This is a genomic window from Psychrobacter sp. (genome assembly GCF_018260395.1).
In the GTDB taxonomy this organism is placed as follows: domain Bacteria; phylum Pseudomonadota; class Gammaproteobacteria; order Pseudomonadales; family Moraxellaceae; genus Psychrobacter.
Genome location: NZ_JAGLBC010000009.1, coordinates 13,292 through 37,538, shown reverse-complemented (window position 1 = coordinate 37,538; position 24,247 = coordinate 13,292). Strand labels below are relative to the sequence as shown.

At 39.2% G+C, this 24,247-nt stretch carries 16 protein-coding genes and 2 tRNA genes; 7 read left to right on the top strand and 11 right to left on the bottom strand.

The window, feature by feature from the left end:
* Positions 1 to 681 precede the first annotated feature (681 nt).
* On the top strand, positions 682 to 1,341 hold the full coding sequence (locus tag QZ265_RS01830) for a YoaK family protein (RefSeq protein WP_296402800.1): 660 nt from the start codon (positions 682 to 684) through the stop codon (positions 1,339 to 1,341).
* 95 nt (positions 1,342 to 1,436) lie between these two features.
* Here the strand turns inward: QZ265_RS01830 and QZ265_RS01825 are convergent, their stop codons facing one another.
* Positions 1,437 to 3,257, bottom strand: coding sequence for an acyl-CoA dehydrogenase C-terminal domain-containing protein (locus tag QZ265_RS01825; protein WP_296402796.1), 1,821 nt, complete (start codon positions 3,255 to 3,257; stop codon positions 1,437 to 1,439).
* A 360-nt stretch (positions 3,258 to 3,617) separates the two neighbouring features.
* Here QZ265_RS01825 and QZ265_RS01820 point away from each other — a divergent pair, with 360 nt between their 5' ends.
* On the top strand, positions 3,618 to 4,712 hold the full coding sequence (locus QZ265_RS01820) for an FUSC family protein (protein WP_296402794.1): 1,095 nt from the start codon (positions 3,618 to 3,620) through the stop codon (positions 4,710 to 4,712).
* Between the two features lie 146 nt (positions 4,713 to 4,858).
* Here QZ265_RS01820 and aroE read toward each other — a convergent pair whose 3' ends face one another.
* Positions 4,859 to 5,674, bottom strand: a complete 816-nt coding sequence (aroE, locus tag QZ265_RS01815; RefSeq protein WP_296402798.1) for a shikimate dehydrogenase — start codon at positions 5,672 to 5,674, stop codon at positions 4,859 to 4,861.
* A 457-nt stretch (positions 5,675 to 6,131) separates the two neighbouring features.
* Here aroE and QZ265_RS01810 point away from each other — a divergent pair, with 457 nt between their 5' ends.
* Positions 6,132 to 6,842 carry a hypothetical protein gene (locus QZ265_RS01810; RefSeq protein ID WP_296402792.1) on the top strand — a complete coding sequence of 237 codons (711 nt, stop codon included), beginning with the start codon at positions 6,132 to 6,134 and terminating at the stop codon, positions 6,840 to 6,842.
* 53 nt (positions 6,843 to 6,895) lie between these two features.
* Positions 6,896 to 7,996, top strand: a complete 1,101-nt coding sequence (locus QZ265_RS01805) for an aminotransferase class IV (RefSeq protein ID WP_296402790.1) — start codon at positions 6,896 to 6,898, stop codon at positions 7,994 to 7,996.
* A 59-nt stretch (positions 7,997 to 8,055) separates the two neighbouring features.
* Here the strand turns inward: QZ265_RS01805 and QZ265_RS01800 are convergent, their stop codons facing one another.
* The 4 genes from QZ265_RS01800 to QZ265_RS01785 all read right to left on the bottom strand — a co-directional run bounded on the left by QZ265_RS01800 (position 8,056) and on the right by QZ265_RS01785 (position 13,524).
* Complete coding sequence (locus tag QZ265_RS01800) at positions 8,056 to 8,820, bottom strand: DpnI domain-containing protein (RefSeq protein ID WP_296402787.1); 765 nt, start codon at positions 8,818 to 8,820, stop codon at positions 8,056 to 8,058.
* Positions 8,821 to 9,004: 184 nt separating this feature from the next.
* Positions 9,005 to 12,019 (bottom strand): YjbH domain-containing protein, encoded by a 3,015-nt coding sequence (locus QZ265_RS01795; RefSeq protein WP_296402785.1) that lies wholly within the window; start codon positions 12,017 to 12,019, stop codon positions 9,005 to 9,007.
* The gene (locus QZ265_RS01790) at positions 12,016 to 12,702 is read right to left on the bottom strand and encodes a hypothetical protein (RefSeq protein ID WP_296402783.1); all 687 of its coding nucleotides are present in this window, start codon (positions 12,700 to 12,702) and stop codon (positions 12,016 to 12,018) included. The genes QZ265_RS01795 and QZ265_RS01790 overlap by 4 nt, the downstream gene beginning before the upstream one ends.
* 123 nt (positions 12,703 to 12,825) lie before the next feature.
* Complete coding sequence (locus QZ265_RS01785) at positions 12,826 to 13,524, bottom strand: hypothetical protein (protein WP_296402781.1); 699 nt, start codon at positions 13,522 to 13,524, stop codon at positions 12,826 to 12,828.
* Between the two features lie 498 nt (positions 13,525 to 14,022).
* Between QZ265_RS01785 and mltG the strand changes: the two genes are divergently transcribed.
* The gene (mltG, locus tag QZ265_RS01780; protein ID WP_296402780.1) at positions 14,023 to 15,204 is read left to right on the top strand and encodes an endolytic transglycosylase MltG; all 1,182 of its coding nucleotides are present in this window, start codon (positions 14,023 to 14,025) and stop codon (positions 15,202 to 15,204) included.
* Between the two features lie 26 nt (positions 15,205 to 15,230).
* Positions 15,231 to 15,863: a dTMP kinase gene (gene tmk, locus QZ265_RS01775; RefSeq protein WP_296402778.1), complete on the top strand. Its 633-nt coding sequence runs from the start codon at positions 15,231 to 15,233 to the stop codon at positions 15,861 to 15,863.
* A gap of 124 nt (positions 15,864 to 15,987) precedes the next feature.
* On the opposite strand, the gene QZ265_RS01770 is transcribed toward tmk, so the two are convergent.
* Positions 15,988 to 18,276: a sodium:proton antiporter gene (locus QZ265_RS01770; RefSeq protein ID WP_296402776.1), complete on the bottom strand. Its 2,289-nt coding sequence runs from the start codon at positions 18,274 to 18,276 to the stop codon at positions 15,988 to 15,990.
* 777 nt (positions 18,277 to 19,053) lie between these two features.
* Between QZ265_RS01770 and QZ265_RS01765 the strand changes: the two genes are divergently transcribed.
* On the top strand, positions 19,054 to 20,724 hold the full coding sequence (locus QZ265_RS01765; protein ID WP_296402774.1) for a Do family serine endopeptidase: 1,671 nt from the start codon (positions 19,054 to 19,056) through the stop codon (positions 20,722 to 20,724).
* 208 nt (positions 20,725 to 20,932) lie between these two features.
* On the opposite strand, the gene QZ265_RS01760 is transcribed toward QZ265_RS01765, so the two are convergent.
* The 4 genes from QZ265_RS01760 to QZ265_RS01745 form a co-directional block, all read right to left on the bottom strand.
* Positions 20,933 to 21,979 (bottom strand): hypothetical protein, encoded by a 1,047-nt coding sequence (locus QZ265_RS01760; protein ID WP_296402772.1) that lies wholly within the window; start codon positions 21,977 to 21,979, stop codon positions 20,933 to 20,935.
* A 583-nt stretch (positions 21,980 to 22,562) separates the two neighbouring features.
* Positions 22,563 to 22,638, bottom strand: a tRNA-Glu gene (locus tag QZ265_RS01755).
* Between the two features lie 130 nt (positions 22,639 to 22,768).
* Positions 22,769 to 22,844: transfer RNA gene (locus QZ265_RS01750), tRNA-Ala, on the bottom strand.
* 344 nt (positions 22,845 to 23,188) lie between these two features.
* Positions 23,189 to 24,109, bottom strand: coding sequence for a pirin family protein (locus QZ265_RS01745; protein ID WP_296402770.1), 921 nt, complete (start codon positions 24,107 to 24,109; stop codon positions 23,189 to 23,191).
* Positions 24,110 to 24,247 lie beyond the last annotated feature (138 nt).

Genomic DNA, 24,247 nt, shown 5'->3' with positions numbered 1-24,247 from the left:
TTTATGAATGTTATGGAAAGTTGGTATTATAATATATTTCTGTTCGATTACTTAGCATATTTAAATAAACTGAATTAAGTTGATTTTTTTACTGGCATTAAAACAGTCTAAAACCCTTAATTCAGTATTATTAGGCTTGAGCAAAAACAGAGCAAAGTCTATAATGCTGTTAAGTAAAAATCATATATATTGAATATTTATTAATATTTAATTACAAATAATTGTAAGCTGATTAATTATTTTTACCAATGTTTGTTAAATATTGAGACATTGAGAAATTAAGATATTTAGACATCGATAAATTTAAACACGATTTTAATTCTCTATTCATACTATAGTTATGAATATATCGCTTATCACTTATATGATGACAGTTATGAGTAGCTTTTATAAATTATAGCCATAACTAGTGTAACAAAGGTTTATTAGGTATGAGACGACACTTTAAGGTGTTATTTCTTGACTTAATCAAACCTTTTTTTGATTTATGCAGATTGTGAACCATGCTAGTTAGCGATGCTAGTTAGCATTGTCAGATTGTTTTTAACGGAATCTACTAATTTAATAATGAAGGGTAGTGTCATGAATGCAAATGCGGTTAAAAACGAAGGTAAAAATCCAGAAAGTAGGGGTCATTCTGATAAAGATGGAAGCTTCTGGCAACGCAACAAAATACCGATCATGCTGACTACAGTCGGTGGAGCTGTTGATACCATTGGCTTTATCGGACTATTTGGTTTCTTCACCAATCATGTGACTGGAAACTTAGTGATGGCTGGGGCAGGTTTGGTCGATGAAGGAGATGGTTTATGGGTCAAGCTTGGGGCATTGCCAGTATTCTTATTGACCGTTATTATTACCAAACGAGTTATCGTTAAGCATAAAAATACTAAGTTTATATTGAGTGATTTATTGTTCGCAGAAGCGGCCTTTTTAATTGCTTTTTTGATATCAGCGGTATATTTTGGCCCTTTTGCTCAAGCCGGGACATTGGCAGTGGGCATGACTGGTTTCTTAGGATTAATTTCTTTTGCTATACGTAATACAGCAGGTAAAACGGTGATGGGTAAGATTAATTCCACATTGCTGATGACAGGTAATACCACCCAATTAGGTATTGATATATCGGACTTTATATTTGATCGTCAAAACTGTAATCTTTCAAGTCTAAAAAGTAGCTTAACAACAGTGTCAACTTTTATTTTGGGGGCACTTTTGGGCGCTTTAATTTATCTAAAAATTGGCTTTTGGGCAATTGCACCATTTATTTTGCCTGTTTTGTACGCCGCCATTTATACTAGAAATGAGAAGAATCTAAAGCAGGCTACGGGTATTAAGTAAATATAGCCGGCTTAATATCTATTGATTATAATAAAAAAATGCCAGTCAGAAATCTGACTGGCATTTTGCATTTCTAACAATTTAGACTAATGTGATTAGTCTAAGAACGCAAAGTGCTCAATTTCCATATCTGTCATTGATGAGCTTGGCGCTACCATACTTTCAGCATGACCTGAGGTACGTGGCAAAATCTTATCGAAATAGAAGTTAGCAGTTTGGATTTTAGCAGTATAGAACTCAGGCGCTTCAGTACCACCATTTTCAAGCTTATCATAAGCCACTGCTGCCATACGTGCCCAATGATAGGCCATCATCACATAGCCTGAATACATTAAGTAATCGACTGAAGCGGCAGATATGATCTCACGGTCTTTACGTGCACTAAGCATCAAACGTACGGTGAGAGTATTCCACTCAGCACATAGCTTGGTGAGCGCCCAAACATATTTGCGCATGTTTTTGTCTAATGCATATTCACCACACCACTTCATAATGCTAGAAGTATAATCACGAATAGCCTTGCCTTTAGACTGTAAAATAACCTTACGCCCTAATAGATCAAGTGCCTGTACGCCAGTGGTACCTTCATATAGGGTAGCAATTCGAGCATCACGAGCAATAAGCTCCATGCCCCACTCTTTGATATAGCCATGACCACCATATACTTGCTGACCTTCTTTAGCCGCTTCAATCCCAAGCTCGGTTAAGAAGCCTTTAAGGATTGGGGTATAGAAGCCTAGTTTATCATCCCACTTTTCAAACTCTTCGTTATTGTTTTCTGCGACGCCTTGTGACATTTTATCCGCATAACGTGCAGCATGATAAATCATTGAACGGCCGCCTTCAGCGAAACATTTCATGGTCAATAGCATACGACGTACGTCTGCATGATGAATGATTGCATCAGCAACTTTATCCGGCTCTTTGGTACCAGATAAGGTACGCATTGAACGACGCTCTTTGGCATAAGGTAGGGCATTTTGGAAAGCAAGTTCACAATGAGCAAGACCTTCAATACCAGTACCAATACGAGCTGTATTCATAAAGGTAAACATGGCTTTAAGGCCTTTGTTTGGTTCACCAATCAAATAGGCTGTAGCGTCATCAAAGTTCATTACACAGGTAGCTGAAGAGGCGATACCCATCTTATGTTCAATTGAACCACACTTGACACCATTACGCTCGCCAGCTTCACCTTGATCATTCACAATAAACTTAGGTACGATGAATAATGAGATACCACGAGTACCTTCAGGCGCATCTGGAAGACGGGCTAGTACAATATGAATAATGTTATCGGTTAAATCGTGTTCACCGCTTGAGATGAAAATCTTAGTACCATTAAGTTTGTAAGTACCATCTTCTTGAGGGATTGCTTTGGTTTTTACTTGACCCAAGTCTGTACCGCATTGTGGCTCAGTCAAACACATGGTACCTGACCAAGTACCTTCAACCAGTTTTGGCAAGTACATGTCTTTTTGTTCATCGGTACCATACTGTAGTAGTGTATTAATACAGCCAGTGGTTAGACCCGCATACATGGTCCATGGCCAGTTAGCTGTACCGATCATTTCAGACTTAATAAGATTAATAGACATGGGCAGATTCATACCACCGAACTCTTCAGGGTATGAGATGCCTTGCCAACCACCTTCTACGAACAAATCGTAAGCTTCTTTAAAGCCTTTTGGGGTGGTGACAACACCATCATTAAAGTGACAGCCCTCAGCATCAGCCGCCTGATATAATGGGCCAATCACATTTTCAGAAAAATCAGCAATACCTTGTAGAATCATATCTACAGTTTCAGGGTCGGCATTGGCACCATTGCTTAAGTCTTTATAATGCGTTTGAAAATCAAAAACGTCATTTAATAAAAACTTCATATCACGTAGGGGGGCTTTATAACTAAGCATAATTAACTCTCTTTCAAATAAAAATATTTGTATGGTAATAAATGTCTGACTGTTGAAGCGTATTGTCAATCCATGACATTGTAGAAGGTATGATTAACTAGCAGTGAATTTAGTATAAGGCCAATCAATATAAAAACCTATTATTTATAAATATTATTCATAAGTGAATGGTTGTATCATAATAATAAGTTTTAATTTAGTTTGAATATTACTCTTTTAATACAGTGCTAAAACCTTATATTATTCAGTTCTTGCAATATTAGTGTTGTACTGATGTTATTTAATGTCAGCATGTTATAAGCACGCATTGTGCTAAATACAAAAAGTTTAAACATAACGAAAATAGAGTAATCAGCTTTTATGATAAAACAGCAATTAAAACAGCTTGCTAAACAAGAAGCTGAACATTTATTTACCCTTAAACCAAATCCTCGTCCTTTGCATGTTGGCATTGTAGCTGCACTGACTATTGCATCGACTATTTTTATAGCCGCTTTATTTAATCAATTGCCAACCGGTGTTTTAGCGTCGCTTGGGGCAATGATAATTTTAAATCAACCGAATTCGGGTACCCTTAGGCAACGTCAGGGATTGATGTTTTTTATGGGTATTATGATGATCAGTAGCTTTTGCCTAGGCCTTATCGCTCATAATTTACCTGGCTTAAGAACACTTATAATCTCTTTTATGGCACTTTCGATAGTGTTTATAGGACGTTACCTACGTCTGCCTCCGCCAAGTGGTATGTTTATTCTAATGGCTTCATTCATTGCCGTGTTTATGCCGGTAGGGTGGGACAAGCTATTGTATACAGTTGCTATTGTAGCCTTTGGCGCTATATATGCTTGGGTCATATCACTGTTTTATAATTTGCTTATAATACGTCCATCTACACAGCGAGTAGAGCCTAATCACCGGTATGAGTCGGGTCTTTTGACAGAGAGTGTTATTGTGAGCGCCTTTGTGATTTTGGCACTAGAAGTAGCGCTTTGGCTTGACCTGTCGCATCCCTATTGGGCGCCTGTTAGCTGTTATATTATCATGCAAGGTATCAACTTACGTAGCATGTGGATTAAGCAATTTCATAGAATTTTGGGTACAGGCATTGGGATGTTTGTGGCCTGGTATTTAATGTCTATACCTTTATCAGATATTGAAGTGGCCATTGCTATATTTTTTATGTTGGTTTGGGTCGAGATCATTATTATTCGTCATTATGCTCTAGGCGTATTGATGGTGACACCGCTAACTATATTTATAGCTGAATACGGTGGCAGTCATTCTGTCATTCAGGGGGCAGCGCTGACTGCTCATCAAGGCATTATTGAAGCGAGATTTGTAGACACTGTGATAGGGTGTGGTATAGCCTTACTTGGCGGGGTGGTCATGCACTCCACTTGGTTAAGACAGCCGATGATGAATTTGGAAACAAAGCTGCTTAAAGCCACTAAATAAATCTTAAAGCGACTAAGTTAATCTTAAAGGGACCAATTTAACTTAAAGCCCTTGAGTATCAACCGTTAGAGGTTCACGATTTACTTTTAATGGCTATAATCTTTTAATGGCTTCAATCTTTTACTAGTTTTAATACCGTTAAAAATCTAAATTGTTGTTAGAGTAGGATCAATGATAGCTCCGGTCCACAGTTGGAAACTTAGTGCCGCTTGTCTAAGCAACATGCCATAACCATCAGATACCTGAGCGCCTTTTTGGGAAAAATGAGTTAATAAGGGCAGCTGTCGTCCATACATCATGTCGTAAGCATAGTGGCAATTTAAGCTGTCTTGTAGAGGTAGTTTATCACCCGACAAGCCAATTGAAGTGGCATTAATAATGATATCAAATTCTCCATGTAACTGCTCTAATGCACAGAAGTTGGGGGCTATGGCTTTAATGACAGGACTGGCTTTGGACAACTGCGTTACTAAGTCATCGGCTTTGCTAACGGTACGATTGGCGATGGTCAATTGTGAAATACCGGCTTCAATCAAGGGCAATGCCACACCACGAGAAGCGCCACCAGCACCTAAAATAGCCACTTTAGCCTCCTTTAGCGGCCAGTCTAAGCTTATTAAATGATTAACAAAACCTTGCCCATCCGTGTTATCGCCGTACAGTGCGCCATCTTTTAGCATTAAAGTATTGACTGCTCCTGCTACTCGAGCATGCGCTGAAATCTCTCCCTCTTCGGCACATAGCTGGTATGCTATTTGTTTAAATGGAACTGTGACGTTTGCCCCTATACCGCCGCCATTAAAAAAAGCGTTTACCACTGCGTTAAAGCTAGCCGCGTTGTCAGGACAATATTGGCGGTTATAACGTATCTGTAACTGAGCTTGCTTGGCAAATTGTTGATGAATTTCAGGCGATTTGCTATGGGCAATGGGATTACCGATGACAATAAAGTGTTGGGGTATAATTTGGCTCATGAGATACTCTTTAGATTAATAATTTTATGTCATAATGAAAGTTAATAAATGCTACCTAAGTAAATTAATATGTAAGAAGGCCTTTAAATTTAACTATAGCAAAGTAACTGTTTAGATTAACTGTTGACAGTAACTCTAGATAAACAGTGCTGTTATTTATTACCCATAATTTAGTACAAAAAGAAGAGTATAACAAACCCACCATGCTTGAGAGAGTCCTCTGTAAGATTTCAATTAAGCTTCATGCTTTTTCCACTATGCAATGACTGGGGATTTGGATAAACTAAACATTCTTTTTCGGTTAAGATATGACTGGTGCCGATAGATGGTTTATATTGAATATCTACTGATACACCAGAAAAAAATGGGGACTTTATTGTGAAGCCCCCATTGAAAAGTTACCAAAATGGGTAACGGTCTAAAATGAGTAAAAAGGTGTGCGTGAATGATTTTTAGCAAATTCCAAAATTCTAGCCAACTATTTAATACTACCGGCGCCATGATCTCAAAAATAAGCACGATAGGTTTGGTGACTTGTTTATTGATTACAGGTTGCTCCAAAGCAGACCAAAGCTCAAAAGCTACCGATATTACTGCAGAAGAACAAGCTTCTCAGCAAGCTGTGTCTAACAATGATGCCATTGCCAATAACAACGCAGACGAAAAGGTAGAACCTAGTACTAGTACTGATAAAAAGCCTGAAGGTAAACCGGTTAGCTATGATGTACATAATTGGAAAGCGACCAAAGCGCATAGCATGACTTTAGAAAATTTAGATGCTTTAAAAGCTGAGTTTGGCAATGTGACGGTAACAGACAAAAAGAGCTTAGATTACGCCAGTAATTTAGCCGTTAAATACCGTTTTATGAAAGGTGATCAGCCTTATTTAGATATCATTGATTCTAAAGATTATCTTGAGCTGGGATGGTACTTTGCCAATCCTAATGACTCAGATAGCGAAAAGAAAATCAGTGTGGATCATGCCAAAAAGGTCTTCAAAGTCATGACAGGCTTAATGGGGAATGAAGGTAAAGATTTGGTACAAAATATCTTAACCGGAAAAATCATTAAAAACCAAGTTATTGATGGTAAAAAAGTAGAGCTTGCAAAGTGTGAATTCTATAGCTGTATGATTATTATGAATAAAAACGGCTAGTTTAATTATTATTCGGCTTTTTTATTATTGTTTTATTTATTAAGGTAGCCGTTATGACTTATGCCATGGTGTGGTATCAACTTAGCGATACTGGCGTGAGTAAGCTATCACCTCCTGCATCAGTTACGGCTTCTCCTGATTTATCCTCTGTTGCTAATTTGACTGCTTTTCAATCTTTAGATTTGGATTATTTAGATATAGCGCCAAATCTACGTGCTCTGGCTTACGGGGATGGTTTTTTTACCACCATTGGCGTCCATAAGCGTCAATTAGTTTGGCCATCCTATCATCAATCTCGACTGCATCATCATTGTCAAGCTTTACAAATTAGCTTAGAAGTCAAGGCAGAAGAGCTGCTGTGGAAAAAAGTCTATGAGTTTGCCTCGAATATGGAAGAGGGCATCATTAAAATAATAGTTTCTCGACCTAATCAAAGTATACGTGGTTATGCTTACTCTGCGCATGCAAGTGACAACCGAGCGTTAATTTGGATTGGAATAATGAAGACCGCTACATTGGCAGAGCAAACGGCAACGTTTTTGGCTATAGATACTGATATAAATAAGCACCCAGACCATGATACGCACCCAGACCAATATAAGCAGCTAAAACGACACCAAACAACAGAACAAGTCATACTACAACAACCGCCTATAACAGCTAAATGTTTAAAATCACAATTGGCAAGCTTACCGCAGCCGTTAGCAGGGTTAAAGAGTTTAAATCGCCTTGATGGGGTGATGATAGCCGGCGAATTACAACGTTTTAAACAGTCGATTCCAGACCTTGCAGAAGGCTTGGTGGCTGATTTAAACGGCAATTGGGTAGAAGGGGTAATGAGCAATGTCTTTTATTGTTTAAAGCCAACAACCGATACCCTAAATAATCAAATGACTGCACCAACTTGGAATACGGCACCGATTCTCCAATCTGGGGTAAAAGGGGTAATGCGCCAAGTAATAATTGATCGATTTCAACAGCTTAACTTACCTGTCCAAGAGCGCGATTTATGCGATGAAGACTTGCCACAAATACAGTCGATGTTCTTTTGTAATGCAGTGCGCGGGGTTATTCCAGTTGAAAAGCTTTTGTTTCAAGAACATGTTTTTAAGTTGTCTTTAAAGCCTTTTATTAAAAACTCTGTATCAATGTAATTACCGCTATCTAATACAATTTGCACTGTCCATTTTTATGTTTGAATTAAGGTAATAGGTTAATCCAATTTACAATAATGACCATTGCCTATAAATTCAATAATGCCTTTATCACGTAGAATCTGTAATTGTTGGCGTATTTTAGCGTTAATATTATTATTGTTAGGGTAGATAGAACGTAAGTAACTTGAAAACTTATAAACTTCGTTGAGCGTAAATTGTTGTGGTAATTTGTCAACACACTTCATGATTTCTAATGTCCAGCCGCGAGCAAGAGCAGATTGTCCACGTAAAAAAACGGTCTTTTGAAATTGAGCTGTTACCTTAGATTTGTCGATAGGGAATTGATCTTTAACTATAAATACCTTACCAGATTCAGGCACTTTGCGTAGATCAATATTACATCCTACCCATCCTGCACGTTTGGCAGTAAGAGAAAGTGGAGGGCGTTTGATAATAATGCTTGGTGTAAAAAAATGCTTTGGAATAATCAGAAAATTATTAACGCTAAGGGTCTTTGAGTAGGTTAAAAAGAAAAAGTTAGGGTTAGTATCGCTACTAACTCGCTCAATCATCGTATTGTAAGCACCGTCATTTATAATTAAACTTAGTTTTGCTTTTTTACTCTTAAGCTCAAATTGTTCGTGACAATTATCACAATAGAAGTCGGCAACAGGTTTATTATTACTAAATTCAGATAATGTATCTTGTCCACAATTAGGACAATACCCGTTATGGCTTACCCAGTTCTCACTTAATACTCTAATGATTTGGCTTGGTGAGGTATAACCTTTTACTAAGTTTTGATTTAATTTTAAGTCCAAAGCTACCTCTAGTAGAACGATTAAATGAAACTGACGTTGCAAAAAATTTAAGAATATAATAAATGGCTGTCAGAATTAAAGACTTATTTTAAACTAGTTTACATACTCTTTTCATCAAAAAGCCACCGCAAATCAACGATGGCTAAAAGCTTTAATACAAAATTATTTAAACCCATAACATTTGCTATTGAGCCATAGGATTCTTGATATCAAGTGCTGACTTATCTAAAGGAGCAGTTAAGTCTATGAGCTCATTTTTTCGATTAAGTTTGGCACCACCGTCACGAATTAGAGGTTGATATACCAGTGTCGCTGAACTTGATGACCATTGGCTAAATAGAGTATCTAATGGCAAAGAGACGTAAATACCTTTATCTAAACTGCCTTCCCCAAACTCTTCAGAGGTGACATCAGTCTTAGTAATCCAGCCACCCATTTTTACCCCATTATTAAACTGACGAGATAAATCTAAAGTAGCGCCTTTATCACCGGCCAAATATTGACCAGCAGATACCTTCATATCGACGTCATACCAAGGGGTGTCCCAATAGACACTGATATTGCCAGTCGTGGCCTCATAGTCCTGCAATCCAAAATGCTGGTCAAAATCACGTTGACGCACTCGGTTCACATCCATTCCAATTGCCCAAGGTTGATTGGGTTGACGGTATAGAATTTCACCGCCAACACCTGCAAACATAGGATCAAGATAGCCGGCATATGCTAAGCCATACCAGTTATTACCAAAGGACTTAAATTGATTCCACTGTAGGTTCGGCATGAGGATTCTGGAGGTGGTCATATACTCTCCAAAGTTGGTTCTCACCCGCGGTAACTTACTGTCTGCTACATACGAGTAATTATCATAGTTGTCTACCACTCGCACTTGCGCTGTGCCATCGACCCATGATCCCCGCCAAAGCTTATAGTCAGCATTTGCATTCGCAAAAATACCATATAAATAGCCGTCAGGACCACCGATACTCTGTTGCAAACTGGGTGTAAAGCGAATAGACCCTTTTGGCAAGTCAGTATGGGAAACTACTTGAGTATCAAGTGAAGTAGAGGTTGGTACAGCTGTGGTAATAGTCAGGGGGTGATCAATACGCTGTGAGGGAGGTGGAAGCTGGAGATATTGCTGCGCCCAAGTGTCGGGATTTATATTAAAGACGCCTACCGGTTCGCCATAACGAGACACTTGTATTTGAATAAAATTAGTACCCGCTGGCAGCACTTGACGCAGCACTTCCATGCCTTGCTGTAATCTCTCATTGATAAACACCCCGCCATAATCTTCAACGTTTAATATAACATTGCCCTGAGATATTGACAGGTCTGTGGCTTTCCATCCGGTAGCTTGCGAAAACGCATTGATTATGGCTGGATTGGTATAAGTGTCTGAATCGCCTTGACCCAAATTAATTCGATAACTAAGATTTGAATACTGAGTGGAAGGAAGTTTTTCTATACTTTTGACTTGATAGGCTTTGGGCTTAACTCGACCCAGCTTAGATAAATCTCCCTGCAAAGTTAACCCTAGCATCAAAGTATCACCTCGCTCATACCCTGCACTCAAAGCAATACCACGGTCTAAATCTTGCCATGTTGCGCCAATATTTACAGGAAAATCCTTGGTGTTGAGGTTTTTGTCAGAATATGGCTCAGACTTATAATCATTGCCATCATACTCAATTTTGAGCGTAAGTGGTTCATAAGGAGTGTGCCACTGTATTCCGCCGAATAAAGAAGTTGGGCCGGTAAACCAAGTCTTTGCACTCAATTCTCCGCCTTCACCTCCATTATCCACGCCTCGCTCATCAAATCGATCATCGATAGCACCCAGAGGATTATCGATATTGGCTCGGGCGCCCAAATAACCCCAGCCCATACCCAAACTAAAATCAAAGTCACCATAACGTTTGTTGGCGACTAAATACTCTCCAGCGAATAAGCTGGTACCTGCCATATCTCGCCAGCCGACCGCCAGTTCTGGCAACCAACGGTTCTCTTTTAATAGCTTTACTTTAACATCTAAAGACTTGTCTTTTAGGTCTTGCTTGGGGCTAACAGGGCCATAAGATACCCCATCAATATTACTATAACGGACTGTCGTCTCAAGTCTATCAAACGGCTGTAAAAGAAGGTTGTATTGCGTATAAGGTTCGGCATGCGACACATGAGTTACCAAGGTGCCTTGGGGGTGCATTCTAGCGCTAGGGGTTTGTAATAAACCAACCACGCCCCAGTCGCTTGAGCTAATAGGTAAGTCTCTTGTCGTTTCAGGTTCACTAACGGTAAGTTTAATGGGATTGTCATTTTGACCAAAAGGCAATGGTAAATTCACGCCTTGAGTGGCTATAAAGTTAGCGACCTCTTGTGCTAAGTCTTTAGACCATTCATTTTTAGCATCAGGCACCCATATCCAAGATCCTGATATAGGAGGCATCTGATTTTGGGCATTCCATTTTGCTAAGGTAATATAGTCAACAGTGCCATCTGGTGAAATCAGATAAGCCTCATCGGCTTGCGTCTGTTTGTTTAAGGTAGTGAGGCACGCATCGATATAGTTTTTTGCTTTTGTACCCGCTTCATAAAGGACTCGGCAAGCTTGCGTGTCATCGAATAATACGGTCACTGAATTTGGATTGGTATGGACTAAAACTTTATCCCCAGTACGTAAAACAGGTTCAACATTTGGGTTAGCTTCAAGATAACGAGGGTCTTGCTTAGGAAGCACCACACGTCCTGTTGCTGATAAAGATTGTAACCATTGTTTTAGCGGTAATAATCTATTTTTTATAGAAGGCTTGGTTTGTATTAGATGATCCAAATCTGTAATAAGGGTTGTTTGCTGTGTCTGCTGAGGGGCTACTTCAACGCTCGTTTGCCAGACCATGGCAGGTTCATAGTAAGATTCAGAATAAGGTTTCAGGTCATTGTCTTGCTTGTTGTCAAACTCTTTTGATAGCCATGCCCCCATTCTTTGGTTTGCAGGACCATTTAGTACTTTTGAATAAGTTGAGGCGTTAATAGAAGGTGCTGTAGTTTGAGGCGAGTCAGATAAAGTTTTGGTTAATGGCAGTGTTTGCTCGTATTGCTCCTGAGTATTGGCATGAACAGAAAAAGAGAGACAAGAGGATAAAGCTAGCACTAAATATTTGTAATTAAAGTTAGTAGGGGAAGATAGTTTAGGCTTCATGAGGTTTTCCATACTTGCCAAGTTAAACAATATCTTTTTGAGATACATTGTTGACCATACACTGGCTTATTCATATTGTTAGCGTCAAATGCATACCAGCTATCGAAGCTAGGCTGGGCCTGCATCGCTCGGCTGGTTGATATCGTATATTCATGTACCCAGTGTAAAGACGTTTGATCACCGACAAAATCATTGTGTTCAGGCATTTCACCATCGCTTAATTCACGGCGCTCACGAACGCCGGTAATACCGTCGACTGTATCAATCTCACGAATGAGTTGTTGAGGTTTTTTTACCGACCAATTTAAAGCATAATCGGTGCGTTCACGCCAGTTGTACTCCGGTGTCGTTACCGATATTAATCGGCCATTACTCCATTTAAATACAGCACGATCTGCACTATAAAACACTTCAGTATTAAGACTAGGCCATTGATCATTGGCGCCTCTGGCCAACCATGCTATGTGGCCGTTCATATTTAGTCTAATATAATCGAAGTTAGGATCAAGATTAGGCATAGTAAGACTGTTTGTTAAAACAGTATTGGCCTTAATAACACCCTTAGAGGGACCAAAACATTGAGTGTTGCTCTGCGAACATCCAGTTTTAGCAGTACATCCGAATAGGCTAAAGGCACTACTTACGATTAATAGCGTAAAAATAGGCGGGTTCATTTTTAGCATCTTCTCTCATCTTTATGCTTCAGAAAAATATGCCTTAAATTCTTATAAATTTAAGGCATATTAGGGTTTTATAATGACGGTCAACACTCTTAGATAGAAACATTCTCAGATAGAAACGGCTACTTAATTAGTGCCTGTAGTACCTGAAGTGCCAGAATCATTATCATCATCACCACTAGCAGCAATGGCAATGCCAATTACGGCGGCGGCCGCTACTGGCGCCCATACAGGGATGCTACCTGATGAGGCAATAACTGCTGGTGTTGGTACCGGTGGAGGCGTAGGTAGCGGTTGTATAACTGGTAGTGTCTGGACAGTTGGTAAAGGCTGTGGTACTGGTTGTGGCATAGGCTGAGGCGCAGGCGGTGGTGGTGCAATTACAGGCATGCCTTTAGGGAATATGTCACTAAACCAGTTATCACACTGCTGCATAGAAACGCGAACAATTCTACCTGAAGCATCATGATATTGATTGATCATCATATCTGGTGAGTAAGGAACATATTTACCTTGAATGGCTTTAGCAACGCCATCACGACCTTGGCGATGACCTGTACCAATATCGCAAGTGCCATTTTGATATTGTGGGTGTAAATTACCTAGCACTCCTTTTGATACCGATACTTCATTGCTATGTAATAGAGGCTTCTTGAAGGTAATAGATTGATAAAATCTAGCCGTTCCAGAGTTTATAGCCTGTTGACATTCTTCCAAAGTATCATAACCAACATTGCCATGTGAGTCTTGATGGATGCCAGCTTGGGCAGGAAGACTTATTAGCCCTAAAGCCATTAACGAGATAGTGCCTACTAGTTTTTTCAAAGTTTAAATCCTTTTATTAAGTTTTTAAAATAATTAGTTAAGATAAATTTAATTCAAGATTAGCATTTTTAAATACTATTTACAGATACTTTTTCCAGTTTTTATGAACTAACCAAAATAAATAACATCATCTTTTTTAAAAACTTAATAAAATCATTGCTTAAAGGTAATTATAAATAGAAATTTTTTTTGTAACCTAATTTGATTAGCAGTTTAATTTGTTAAATTAATTTTATTAGATTAACTTTCATCAGAGTAAACGGTTGCTTATAGGAAAGTAAATGTACTTATTATTAAGAAGTATTGAGAAGTATTGAGAAGTATTGAGAAGGTTAGGTCATAGTGTTTATTTACTAAAACAATTAATAACCAATACGAATACGTTTAATAGGTATCTATCTTATATATACTATCCAAATTCAATAAGATGCTTATTCCCCATTGAATATCTGAGCATAGAGTGCTAAATTCTAGCAAACTTTTATTTCGTGAGTGGCTATGAGCGATTCTGATTCAACAAATCCAGGCAATAACCCGAACCAACCTGAAGCTATCGAGACTCAAACTGTACAACCAACTGATGTCTCGTTGGTGTGTGATGATCCATCTCGCCATAAAAAACCGCCCAAAAAGCCCACTTCAAGACGCAGCTATCAACTGCGTTTGGTGTTTGGTTTGATGTTGGCGTTTTTGTTAGCAATGGGATACCAAACTTTATTTGGTCACTCTAAGCAAGCGGCAGGCAATCTGGTGGTTAAAGAAGGTCAAAGCTATTATGGCTTTCTGCCCCAGTTTCAACGTGATGTACCTATGTTCTCTGCCAACTTAGCAAAGTTGTATATTAAGGCGACCATAGATGCACCGCTTCATGCCGGCATCTACGAAGTACCACAAAATGCCAGCTTAAAACAGCTTATCGATGCCTTCAAAAAAGGCCAAAAAGTTGACATGGTGTCGATTCAGATCGTCGAAGGTAAAACTGTAGCTGACTTATATAAAGTTATTGCTAATACCGACGGTGTGGTATTACAAGTGCTAGAGTCTAATGGTAAACCTAAACCAAATATCAAACAATTATTGGGCATTGATGCTTTTACGCCAGAAGGAGAGTTCGCTGGTAACCTTGAAGGATGGTTTACTCCTGATACTTATCGCTATGCCAGAGGCGTAACTGATAAACAGATACTAAATGACCTCTATAAGCGCCAAAAACAAACATTAGACGAAGCTTGGGAAAAACGTGCTTCTGATCTACCTTATAAAACGCCTTATGAAGCGCTAACCATGGCCTCAATTATCGAAAAGGAGACTAGTGTTCCTAGTGAGCGTGAATTGGTATCAGCAGTGTTTGTAAATCGTCTGAAAAATGGTATGCGTCTCCAAACCGACCCAACCATTATCTACGGGCTAGGCGAGCGTTATGATGGCAACATTCGCCGCACAGATATTAACGAAAAAACCGCCTACAACACTTATCAAATCGATGGTTTACCACCAACGCCAATCTCATTACCTTCTCCTAAGTCTATTGAGGCGGCGCTACACCCTGCCAATAGCGACGTTTTGTACTTCGTGGCAACTGGTAATGGTGGCCATAAGTTTACTAAAACTTTAGAGGATCACAACCGTGCGGTACAAGAGTACTTGCAAGTGATGCTGGTAAAGAAAAATAGCCAATAATTGATAAATAAAGTGAGTCAATAGGAATGTCGCACCCAGTAAATCAAGCTAAATTTATAAGCTTTGAAGGTACCGAGGGGGTGGGTAAAACCACTGCCATTGACCTTTTATGCCAGCGTTTGGATAAGACAGGTACAGATTATGTGCGTACCCGTGAGCCAGGCGGTAGTGACTTTGCCGAAAAGCTACGTGAGCTACTATTAGATACTGCAACGAACATCTTTGATGACACTGAATTGCTACTAATGTTTGCAGCTCGTAGTGATCATTTGGCAAAAGTTGTCTTGCCAGCTCTAGAAGCAGGTAAATGGGTGGTTTGTGATCGCTTTATAGACTCAACGGTTGCTTATCAAGGCTATGGCAGAGGCATGGGTGATCCCATAATGCTTAGCAAAATTGACAGTTTAATCGCTCATTTTGTGCCGCGCTTACCAGATATTACCTTGTGGTTAGATTTACCGGTGCAAGAAGGTATGCGACGTGCTGGCAAACGAAGTGTGGCTGATCGCTTTGAACAACAAAAAACGGCCTTTTTTGAAAGGGTTTATCAAGGCTTTAGTGAGCAATATCAAGCACAGCCTACTCGCATTCATAGGGTAGATGCGCATGGCACGGCTGAAGAGGTGGCTGAGCGGATCTGGGTTATTGTTAGTCAATAAGGTTAATTAAAAGACAAACATGGTGTATGTAAAAAGAGCCGTTTGAGAACCAAAAAGAGCAACCCTAGGGCTGCTATTTATTTTGCATATAAACAATAAACCTAATCAGTCTAAAAGATACAGCCTACGATTTTTGCTCAGCACTAGCGCTATCTTTGCGAGCTTGAGTGTCAGGTAGACGTTGGGGATCTAGCGAGCCGTTAGCCTGCCTTGGTGCTTGAGAGTTGCCATTATCTTGTGACTGTATCGACTTTCTAGACGCTGAAGACTTAGCAATTTTTGGAGCAACTGCAAGGATCGGCTTAGGCGTGATTTGACTGCTTTCTGCGCGCTCAAATATTCTCTGCTCAAGCTTCATTGCCAGCTCAGACTCTAAAAAAGTTGGGCTAACAGCAGAAGCAGTAAGCTCTACTTGATCAATAGCATTATCTTGGGTCAGTAAGTCAGTATCGCCATCTACTATTGACTTGTCCTCAATTGGACTGTCCTGAGAGGCTTCAGAGCTAGAGCCATTGAACTCGGCACTAAGCATTTTCTCTTTACGTTTTTCTGGACTCTTAGCAGTAGACTCAAACTGCAAATCAGCTAATGCGCGTGCTTGTTTTTGTTTTTCAGTGACATCGACTTCTTTTGGCTGCACCACATCTTCAATGACCAATGCCACCAGCTTATGATCACGAGGAATCTCGTTATCAAAGCTATCAGTAATGACATGCAAGAGACCTTCTTTATCAATCGTAAATAATGGCACAAATTGTTTATTATCAGCGCGATACTGACTAAAACTATAGCTGTCAGTGATATTGGTAATCTTTATTCGTGCTTTTTTTGACAGCATGCTGGCCATCTTAGTGTAAGTCGCGTCTTTACCAAACAACCATCGCGAGTTAAAGCCAGAGCGTTTGGTTTCTCGTTCTGTTTTCGATTTGTCCTCAGTGAATTTCAGGCGATAGATTTTTTGTTCACCGAATTCATGACGATAATGTAGCTCAGATAGGGTATTAAGCTCTTTATCAGTACTCATCGCAAACAAATGACCAATGCCAATCAAATCCAGATGACGGTCGGCGTGGTCAGAGACAGGATTACCAAAATAAGTACGTAATCCAGACATACGTGCTTTAGAAATATTGGTGTAATTATTGTGCGCAACCAAAACATCCAAACCTTGCTGTAGTAGAGCTTCTGCAACCATCAACGCCACAGGATTAGAACCCACAATCAATACTCCATTGCTAGCAGGTTCACGCACACCTAGCATATTCCCTATCACTTTGGCGCCCAAGCCTTGGATCAATACAGTACCAATAATAACCATAAATACCAATGGCACTAATAGCTCTACCCCTTTAATATCATACTCTTGTAAACGAATGGCAAAAAGAGAAGAGATGGCGGCGGCAACAATACCCCGAGGTCCAATCCAGCTAATCATTAGCTTTTCAGAGGTCTTTAAGTTGGAGCCCATAGAGGAGGCCCATACCGATAATGGGCGGGCGATAAACATAACGATGGCCAATAGTACAAGGCCTTGGAAGCCCACACTCAATAAACTGTCTAACTCAACGCGGGCGGCCAATACAATAAATAATACTGAAATTAATAAGACAGTTAGCGACTCGTTAAATTCTAAAATTTGCTCTCGTGGAAAGCCCTTCCAGTTGGCTAGGGCAACACCCATAACGGTCACTGCCAATAATCCTGACTCGTGCTCAAAATGATTAGATATTGAGAACAATAAAAGGACGAAGGCTAGGGTAAATACGTTGTGCAAAAACTCGGGAATCATGTGGCGCTTGATAAGATTGGCCAACACAAATGCACCAAACATACCAATGGCAGTAGCAATAATCACAATTTCAGCAAACAAGAAAATACTATTCGCTTCGCCGCCTGAAATAATATATTCATACACCAATACCACAGCTATAGCGCCGACAGGATCGATGATAATGCCTTCCCACTTCAATATATTTGAGATGGTCTTATTGGGGCGCACGCTTCGCAAAAGCGGCATAATAACGGTAGGGCCGGTGACACAAACTAGAGCGCCAAATAGTAAAGCAATAAGTGGGTCAACATCGAACAATAAATAGGTGGATAGAGCCACCACAGCGATAGTAATCAGTACCCCAACGGACACCAACATTTGTACCACTTTACCGTGCTGTTTAATTTCTTCAAATTCTAAAGTTAAAGAGCCTTCAAATAAAATGATGGCCACACCCAATGAAATAAATGGGAATAATAAATCGCCAATGACCGCATCTGGGTCGAAATAGCCCATGATAGGGCCAACGAAAATACCAATAATTAATAAAAATAAAATTGACGGCTGTTTTAAATACCAAGCTAGCCACTGCGCTGCAATGCCTAACCCAACCACGCCAGATAATAATAAGGCGGTATTCATAAAAAATCCTTGTGTATGCAGCGTCAACTCCCAATCAAGTAGATAGCCTGAGCTAAATTCTGCGTCATCTAAAAATAATCATTTGGGAGAGGTAAATAGACACTGTAAAAAGCCAAGTGCGTTACCACTAGGCTTTGCTAAGGTGGGGTTCACCACAAACAACATATCTTCGGTTGAAATGTTGTTTGTAGTAATAACCCTGCATTAGCAGAGATGATTTGACAGTTTTATGACCATAGTGAATCTATAAATAATACGCGGCCTACTGAGAAACTGTTGATATCCTACGCAAAAAAATAGGGTTAATTAAAGTTATGATATCATGAAATAAAGTGACGCATGAGAAACAATCACTAAAAAACAGACTCAAAACAGATGAGTTTATAAAAAAATTGCGACAATTATCTTTAGTTTATGGGTATAGATAAATAACTTTCACTTAAATAAAATATAAAAATAGTGTTAATAAACAGTAGTTTATTTAGTTCTTGTTAGCTCTATAGGGTTCAAAGATAATGTACAGGTAAAATAGATAGCTAACAAGATCGACTTTTCATTATCAGATTACCAAACTAAAAAGCAAATGCAATTCTGCAGACGATTGATTGTGCTATAAGTATCTAGCGTATCTGCTAAATACGACTTATCATGAATAGAAGGTTTAGTGGTTATCATAATTAATGGCTGTGGATGTAAGATTGGCATTGACATGGTTTTTATGAGTGTAATGAGGCCAACTTATTGTTTTTCACAGACCCCCCTAGGAGAATACCAATAATGAATAGTGCATCTCAGTTAAATAATAACCATGCCAAGGAAGCTGAATCGTCTAAATCTAAAGCAGATGAATCTAAAGCAGCTGAATTTAACTCAGGCGAAACTGACAAAATCATCCATTCTCACCCAGATGATACAGTAACGAAATCTATATGCTTCACCCCGACCAAAAAGTTTTCCAAAATTCAGCAAGGTATTAAGTCATTTGGCGCAGCCTCGATGCTTGTCTTTAGCAGTTTTGGAACGGGGGCTGTAAGTTTAGGTGGCTTAACTCAAGTCGGTCTAGGAGCAATATTAACCACTGGTGCGATAGTGGCAACTGTGGCAACCCCATCAGTGGCGCATGCGGCAATAGTGGCATCGGACTTTTCAGACTTGGTAGAGCAAGTAACACCCAGTGTGGTAAGAGTCAATGTTGTGACTAAGATTAGCGAAGAAGAGTTGGCCAAAGCACAGACTGTCGAGCTATTACGTCAGTTCTTTGGCGATAGAATTCGTATTCCAGGGGCACAATCCCCAGCTATTGAATATAATTATGGCACAGGTTTCTTTGTAACCTCAGATGGGTATATATTAACCAACCATCATGTCATAGCAGGTGCTGATAAAATCACAGTCACCCTAAACGATCGAACTGAATTGGACGCAACCTTAGTCGGTAGCGATGAGCGTTCGGATGTTGCAGTATTAAAAGTAAAAGCTACACCTGCTAAAAGTTATCCAGCTTTGCCCATGGGCAACTCTAATGAAGTCAGAGTTGGTGAACCTGTGTTAGCAATTGGCTCACCTTTTGGTTTCGACTATTCTGCATCAGCCGGTATTGTTAGCGCCAAATCTCGTAATTTCTCGCGTGATATTAGCGTACCATTTATTCAATCAGATGTGGCCCTAAATCCGGGTAACTCCGGCGGTCCATTATTCAATCGTAATGGTCAGGTTATCGGTATTAACTCACGTATCTTTAGTGGTACCGGTGGTTATATGGGCCTATCGTTCTCGATACCAATCAATGAAGCTTTAGACATCTATCAACAGTTGAAACAGACTGGCGTTGTGTTACGTCCTTATTTAGGTATCTTCCCACAAGATATTGATCGTAACTTAGCAGAAGCTTATGGGTTGAGTAAGCCACAAGGTGCATTACTGATCAAAGTCACGCCTAATTCACCAGCACAAGCCGCTGGTCTGCAAGCAGGTGATATTATTACTCAATATAATGGCAAGATGATTTTGGAGTCTTCTGACTTACTAAATATCATTAACCGTAGTAAGCCGGGTGATACTTTTAATGCAATTGTATTACGCAAAGGTCAGCAGCTAACTATTAACGGTAAGATTGCATCAGCCCCTGACGAAGTTTCACCTGATTCAGTTGTAACCAAGTCCAATAATAGTCAAGTTCGTTTAGGATTACGCATTCAGGCCTTGCCTAAAGAGAGTCTAGCCCAATTAGGCGGAGAAGGAGTATTGATTACAGAAGTAGATCCTACAGGTTTGGCAGCTCGCGCTGGACTTAGACCTGGCGATGTCATTACCAATTTTCATCAAAAATCCATTACCAGTATTGATGACTTTCAACGTGCTTTGAGCCAACTTCCTGAAAAAGGCGTGGTAACTATTGAGGTTGTTCGGCAAGGTATTCCAGCAGTTATTGGTATACGACTAGATTAGAATACTACTTAAACTCAATAAAAAAGATATATCAGCGATTAAATACAATTAAACTAATCCAACAAAAAAAAGCGCTCTAATTAGAGCGCTTATTTATGCAACTTATTATGTAAACCATCGTTGAATAATTATTGATTGTTCTATAGATCGGGTTTAAAAAACCCAAACTATAATCTAGTTACCAATAGCTGAAAATATGTGCTACCGACTAGCGAACATTATCACCTAAAGTAATAATAGGTTTGTCTAAACGGTATTTGGCTGCAGCATTACGAGCACCCATTGTACTAGCAAGGAACGTCAATAAAGAACTTATTAACCAAAATAGTCCAGAATATAAAGCAGTTTTACGAGCTACATCTTCAGCTGTATTAAGAGCTTGATTGGCTTTTTGCTCAGCAGTAGCTACCATTTGTTCAGTCTGAGTTTTATATTCATTATAAGAACTAACTACTTCAGTACGAACTTGCTGCGCTTCAGGTTCACTTAAGCCTGCTGCTTGAAGACGATTAACGATTTCGTCGCTTTCTAAAGTGTGTTGAATATCAGCCAAACGTTGTTTAGCAATTACGTCAATATTCTTCCAAGTATCAAGATCAGTAAAATCAAGAGATTTTACTTCCGCTTTTTGTTCATTTACCAACTGTGTAATGACAGTTGTTGTAGCATTTACTTGTTCTTTATCTAAGTTTTGCGTATTTTTAGCAACCCAACCTTCTACATCGCTACGACTAATATCACCTGTTACACGATTGTAGACGTCTTTAGCCTGTTGCTGAGGATCAGCATTAGAATCTGAAGCAACTGCACCTACAGCTGTCGCAACACCGCCAGTTGCTTTAGCAGTAGTGCTTGCTACCGTACTTATAGTGCTACCTACAGCACTAGTAGCAGAAGATAAAATACTAGTTGCGCCATTTAATGCCATGATTGTAGTTAAAGCAATCATAGAAGCTGCTGTTAGCATACCTGTTAAAGTAGCATCTTTAGGGTCAATTTCTGTACCATCTCCAAATAATGTTTCAGGAGCTGAATACTTCACTGCAAAATAACCTGCAACATACGCACTTACCAAAGCTGTAATAGCAGTATAGATACCTGCGGCAATACCAGTACCTTGTAAGCTAAAAGGTAGGAAAGATCCTAGCACCAAGGCTAAAGCAATCATGGCCATAACCACAATAGTACCCATCAGTAAACCTGCCAGTACACCGCGCCAAGAAGGGCGTCTTTGTGGAAAATATGAAGGAGTCATAATATGTGTCCTATTAAATTAATTTTAAGTAAATTTTTTATAAATGGTTGTTATTGGCTTATTAATATTAAACATACAAACAGTTATAAATTAATATTTAATTTAGAACTCAGTATTAAGTTTTAAAATTTGTTTAGCATTTTAGCTTAGTATTTTAACTTAGTAAGTTTACATTAGTAATAATACAAACATATACGCTAACAAATTTTCTAACGTCTTATAGCAACCGAGTATAAGAGCACAGCACACGACTTTAAATTTAGTTTAGTAACAATATGCCATTTAATGTATACAATTCAATGATAATGTAGTAGTAAAGTTAAATATGGATATATATGGTAGTCCAAGTGTATTCATATATAAATTAAGTGGAGAGGGATATAAACCAATTTACAATCAATAAAGTCATATAGATAGATTAATTTAAATAAAGTGATTATGGGTTAATAATATCTATAATATTAGAAACTATAGATATAATTGTAGTAAGCATAAAAAAACCTCCAATCGCTTTGATTGGAGGTTTAGTCGCTTATTCACTACAATTTTTAACACTAAAAACAATAGTATAAGGTTAAATAGGTGGTATCCCGTAGGGGATTCGAACCCCTGTTACCGCCGTGAAAGGGCAGTGTCCTAGGCCTCTAGACGAACGGGACACAAAATCATGTAAACATGAAATAATTTTACAACGTAAGGTGCTATATAAATAGCTTTGCCTAGGTGCTTACGTTGGTGCCGCTGAACTCATTATATTAAATACTGTGAGTATCAACTAATCTTAGCTATTGGTGGAGCTAAACGGAGTCGAACCGTTGACCCCTTGCATGCCATGCAAGTGCTCTACCAACTGAGCTATAGCCCCTCGCTAAGAGTGGGCGTATTTTATTCAAGTGAGGTAATATTGTCAATACCTTTTTTTATTATTTTAAAAATAGTTTAAAAAAGTCATGTTTATAGTAAATTAATGCCCCATTGCTTCAGCATGTGCCTAGATGCAAATAATGATGACAAATTGTAATATGAACAAAGCTCTCCAAAATAATGCATTTTATAAGGTTTTATAAAAATAACAAGGTTTGCAATGAGTAATCTTAAATTCCAACTAATCGTATAGGTTTAAAAAAAAGCGAATCTAAATATGTTTGACCCGCTTTAATAAATTTAATACTGACTAAAAAACACCTGTCTCCTCTTTGTCTGAAAGACTTAGGTACCTTCACCAAAGCGACCGTTTTGAAAGTCATTAACAGCCTGAATAATCTCTCGTTGGCTGTTCATCACAAAGGGTCCATACTGCACAATAGGTTCATTCAATGGACGTCCAGTGACTAAGATAACGCGTGTTGCTTCATCGCCAGCGGTCAGTGTAACGCCATCAGAGTCATCGTCATTGCTCAATATAGCCATCGTTTTGATAGGCACTCGTTGACCTTCAATGCTAGCACCACCGCGATACACAAACACAAAAGCATTATGGGTAGCAGGGATATTGTGGCTAAAGCTTGTGCCTGCTGGCAGATGAATATCTAAGTAAGTAGGCTCTGTGACTTCCCGAGTCACCGCACCTTTAACACCATTTGACTCTCCTGCAATTACCGTGACAGCCACACCACTGTTAGTCGTAAAGTGTGGTAGGTCGGCGCTTTGAAAGTCTTTGTACCAAGGGTCATTCATTTTATCTTTGGCAGGCAGGTTAAGCCATAACTGAAAGCCTTCCATCGCTCCGTCTTCCTGCTCTGGTATTTCAGAATGAATCACACCGCTAGCGGCTGTCATCCACTGCACACCACCGTTTTCCAATAATCCTTCATTGCCAGCGCTGTCTTTATGACGCATCCGACCTTCAATCATATAAGTAATGGTTTCAAAGCCGCGATGAGGGTGGCTAGGAAAACCAGCAATATAATCATCTGGGTTTTCACTTTTAAAGTTATCGAGCATTAGATAAGGATCAAGACGCTGTTGTAAATTCTCAGTTAAAACACGGGTTAGTTTCACACCCGCACCATCTTGAGTATCTACCCCTTCATGTAAGAACTCTACAGAACGTGGGCGATTTACATCAATTTTGACATTAACGTTAATATTTATACTGTCACTGACATTATTAGTAATAGAGGTTGTCATAATGAGATAATCTCCTTGTTATTTTTAATTCGGCTTTTTATAAGCTTCGTTTATACTTTAGTAGATATCTAAGTATTCCATACACATAATTCAAGGAGTCAGCGTGTTGTTACTCTGTGATAAGTATATTTCGATTGT

Bases quoted from the DNA above. Each gene is read 5' to 3' on its own strand.
- QZ265_RS01770 (WP_296402776.1), bottom strand. From the start codon at position 18,276: ATGAATACCGCCTTATTATTATCTGGCGTGGTTGGGTTAGGCATTGCA.
- tmk (WP_296402778.1), top strand. From the start codon at position 15,231: ATGTCGCACCCAGTAAATCAAGCTAAATTTATAAGCTTTGAAGGTACC.
- QZ265_RS01810 (WP_296402792.1), top strand. From the start codon at position 6,132: ATGATTTTTAGCAAATTCCAAAATTCTAGCCAACTATTTAATACTACC.
- QZ265_RS01825 (WP_296402796.1), bottom strand. From the start codon at position 3,257: ATGCTTAGTTATAAAGCCCCCCTACGTGATATGAAGTTTTTATTAAAT.
- QZ265_RS01765 (WP_296402774.1), top strand. From the start codon at position 19,054: ATGAATAGTGCATCTCAGTTAAATAATAACCATGCCAAGGAAGCTGAA.
- QZ265_RS01805 (WP_296402790.1), top strand. From the start codon at position 6,896: ATGACTTATGCCATGGTGTGGTATCAACTTAGCGATACTGGCGTGAGT.
- QZ265_RS01745 (WP_296402770.1), bottom strand. From the start codon at position 24,109: ATGACAACCTCTATTACTAATAATGTCAGTGACAGTATAAATATTAAC.
- mltG (WP_296402780.1), top strand. From the start codon at position 14,023: ATGAGCGATTCTGATTCAACAAATCCAGGCAATAACCCGAACCAACCT.
- QZ265_RS01795 (WP_296402785.1), bottom strand. From the start codon at position 12,019: ATGAAGCCTAAACTATCTTCCCCTACTAACTTTAATTACAAATATTTA.
- QZ265_RS01760 (WP_296402772.1), bottom strand. From the start codon at position 21,979: ATGACTCCTTCATATTTTCCACAAAGACGCCCTTCTTGGCGCGGTGTA.
- QZ265_RS01830 (WP_296402800.1), top strand. From the start codon at position 682: ATGCTGACTACAGTCGGTGGAGCTGTTGATACCATTGGCTTTATCGGA.
- QZ265_RS01820 (WP_296402794.1), top strand. From the start codon at position 3,618: ATGATAAAACAGCAATTAAAACAGCTTGCTAAACAAGAAGCTGAACAT.
- QZ265_RS01790 (WP_296402783.1), bottom strand. From the start codon at position 12,702: ATGCTAAAAATGAACCCGCCTATTTTTACGCTATTAATCGTAAGTAGT.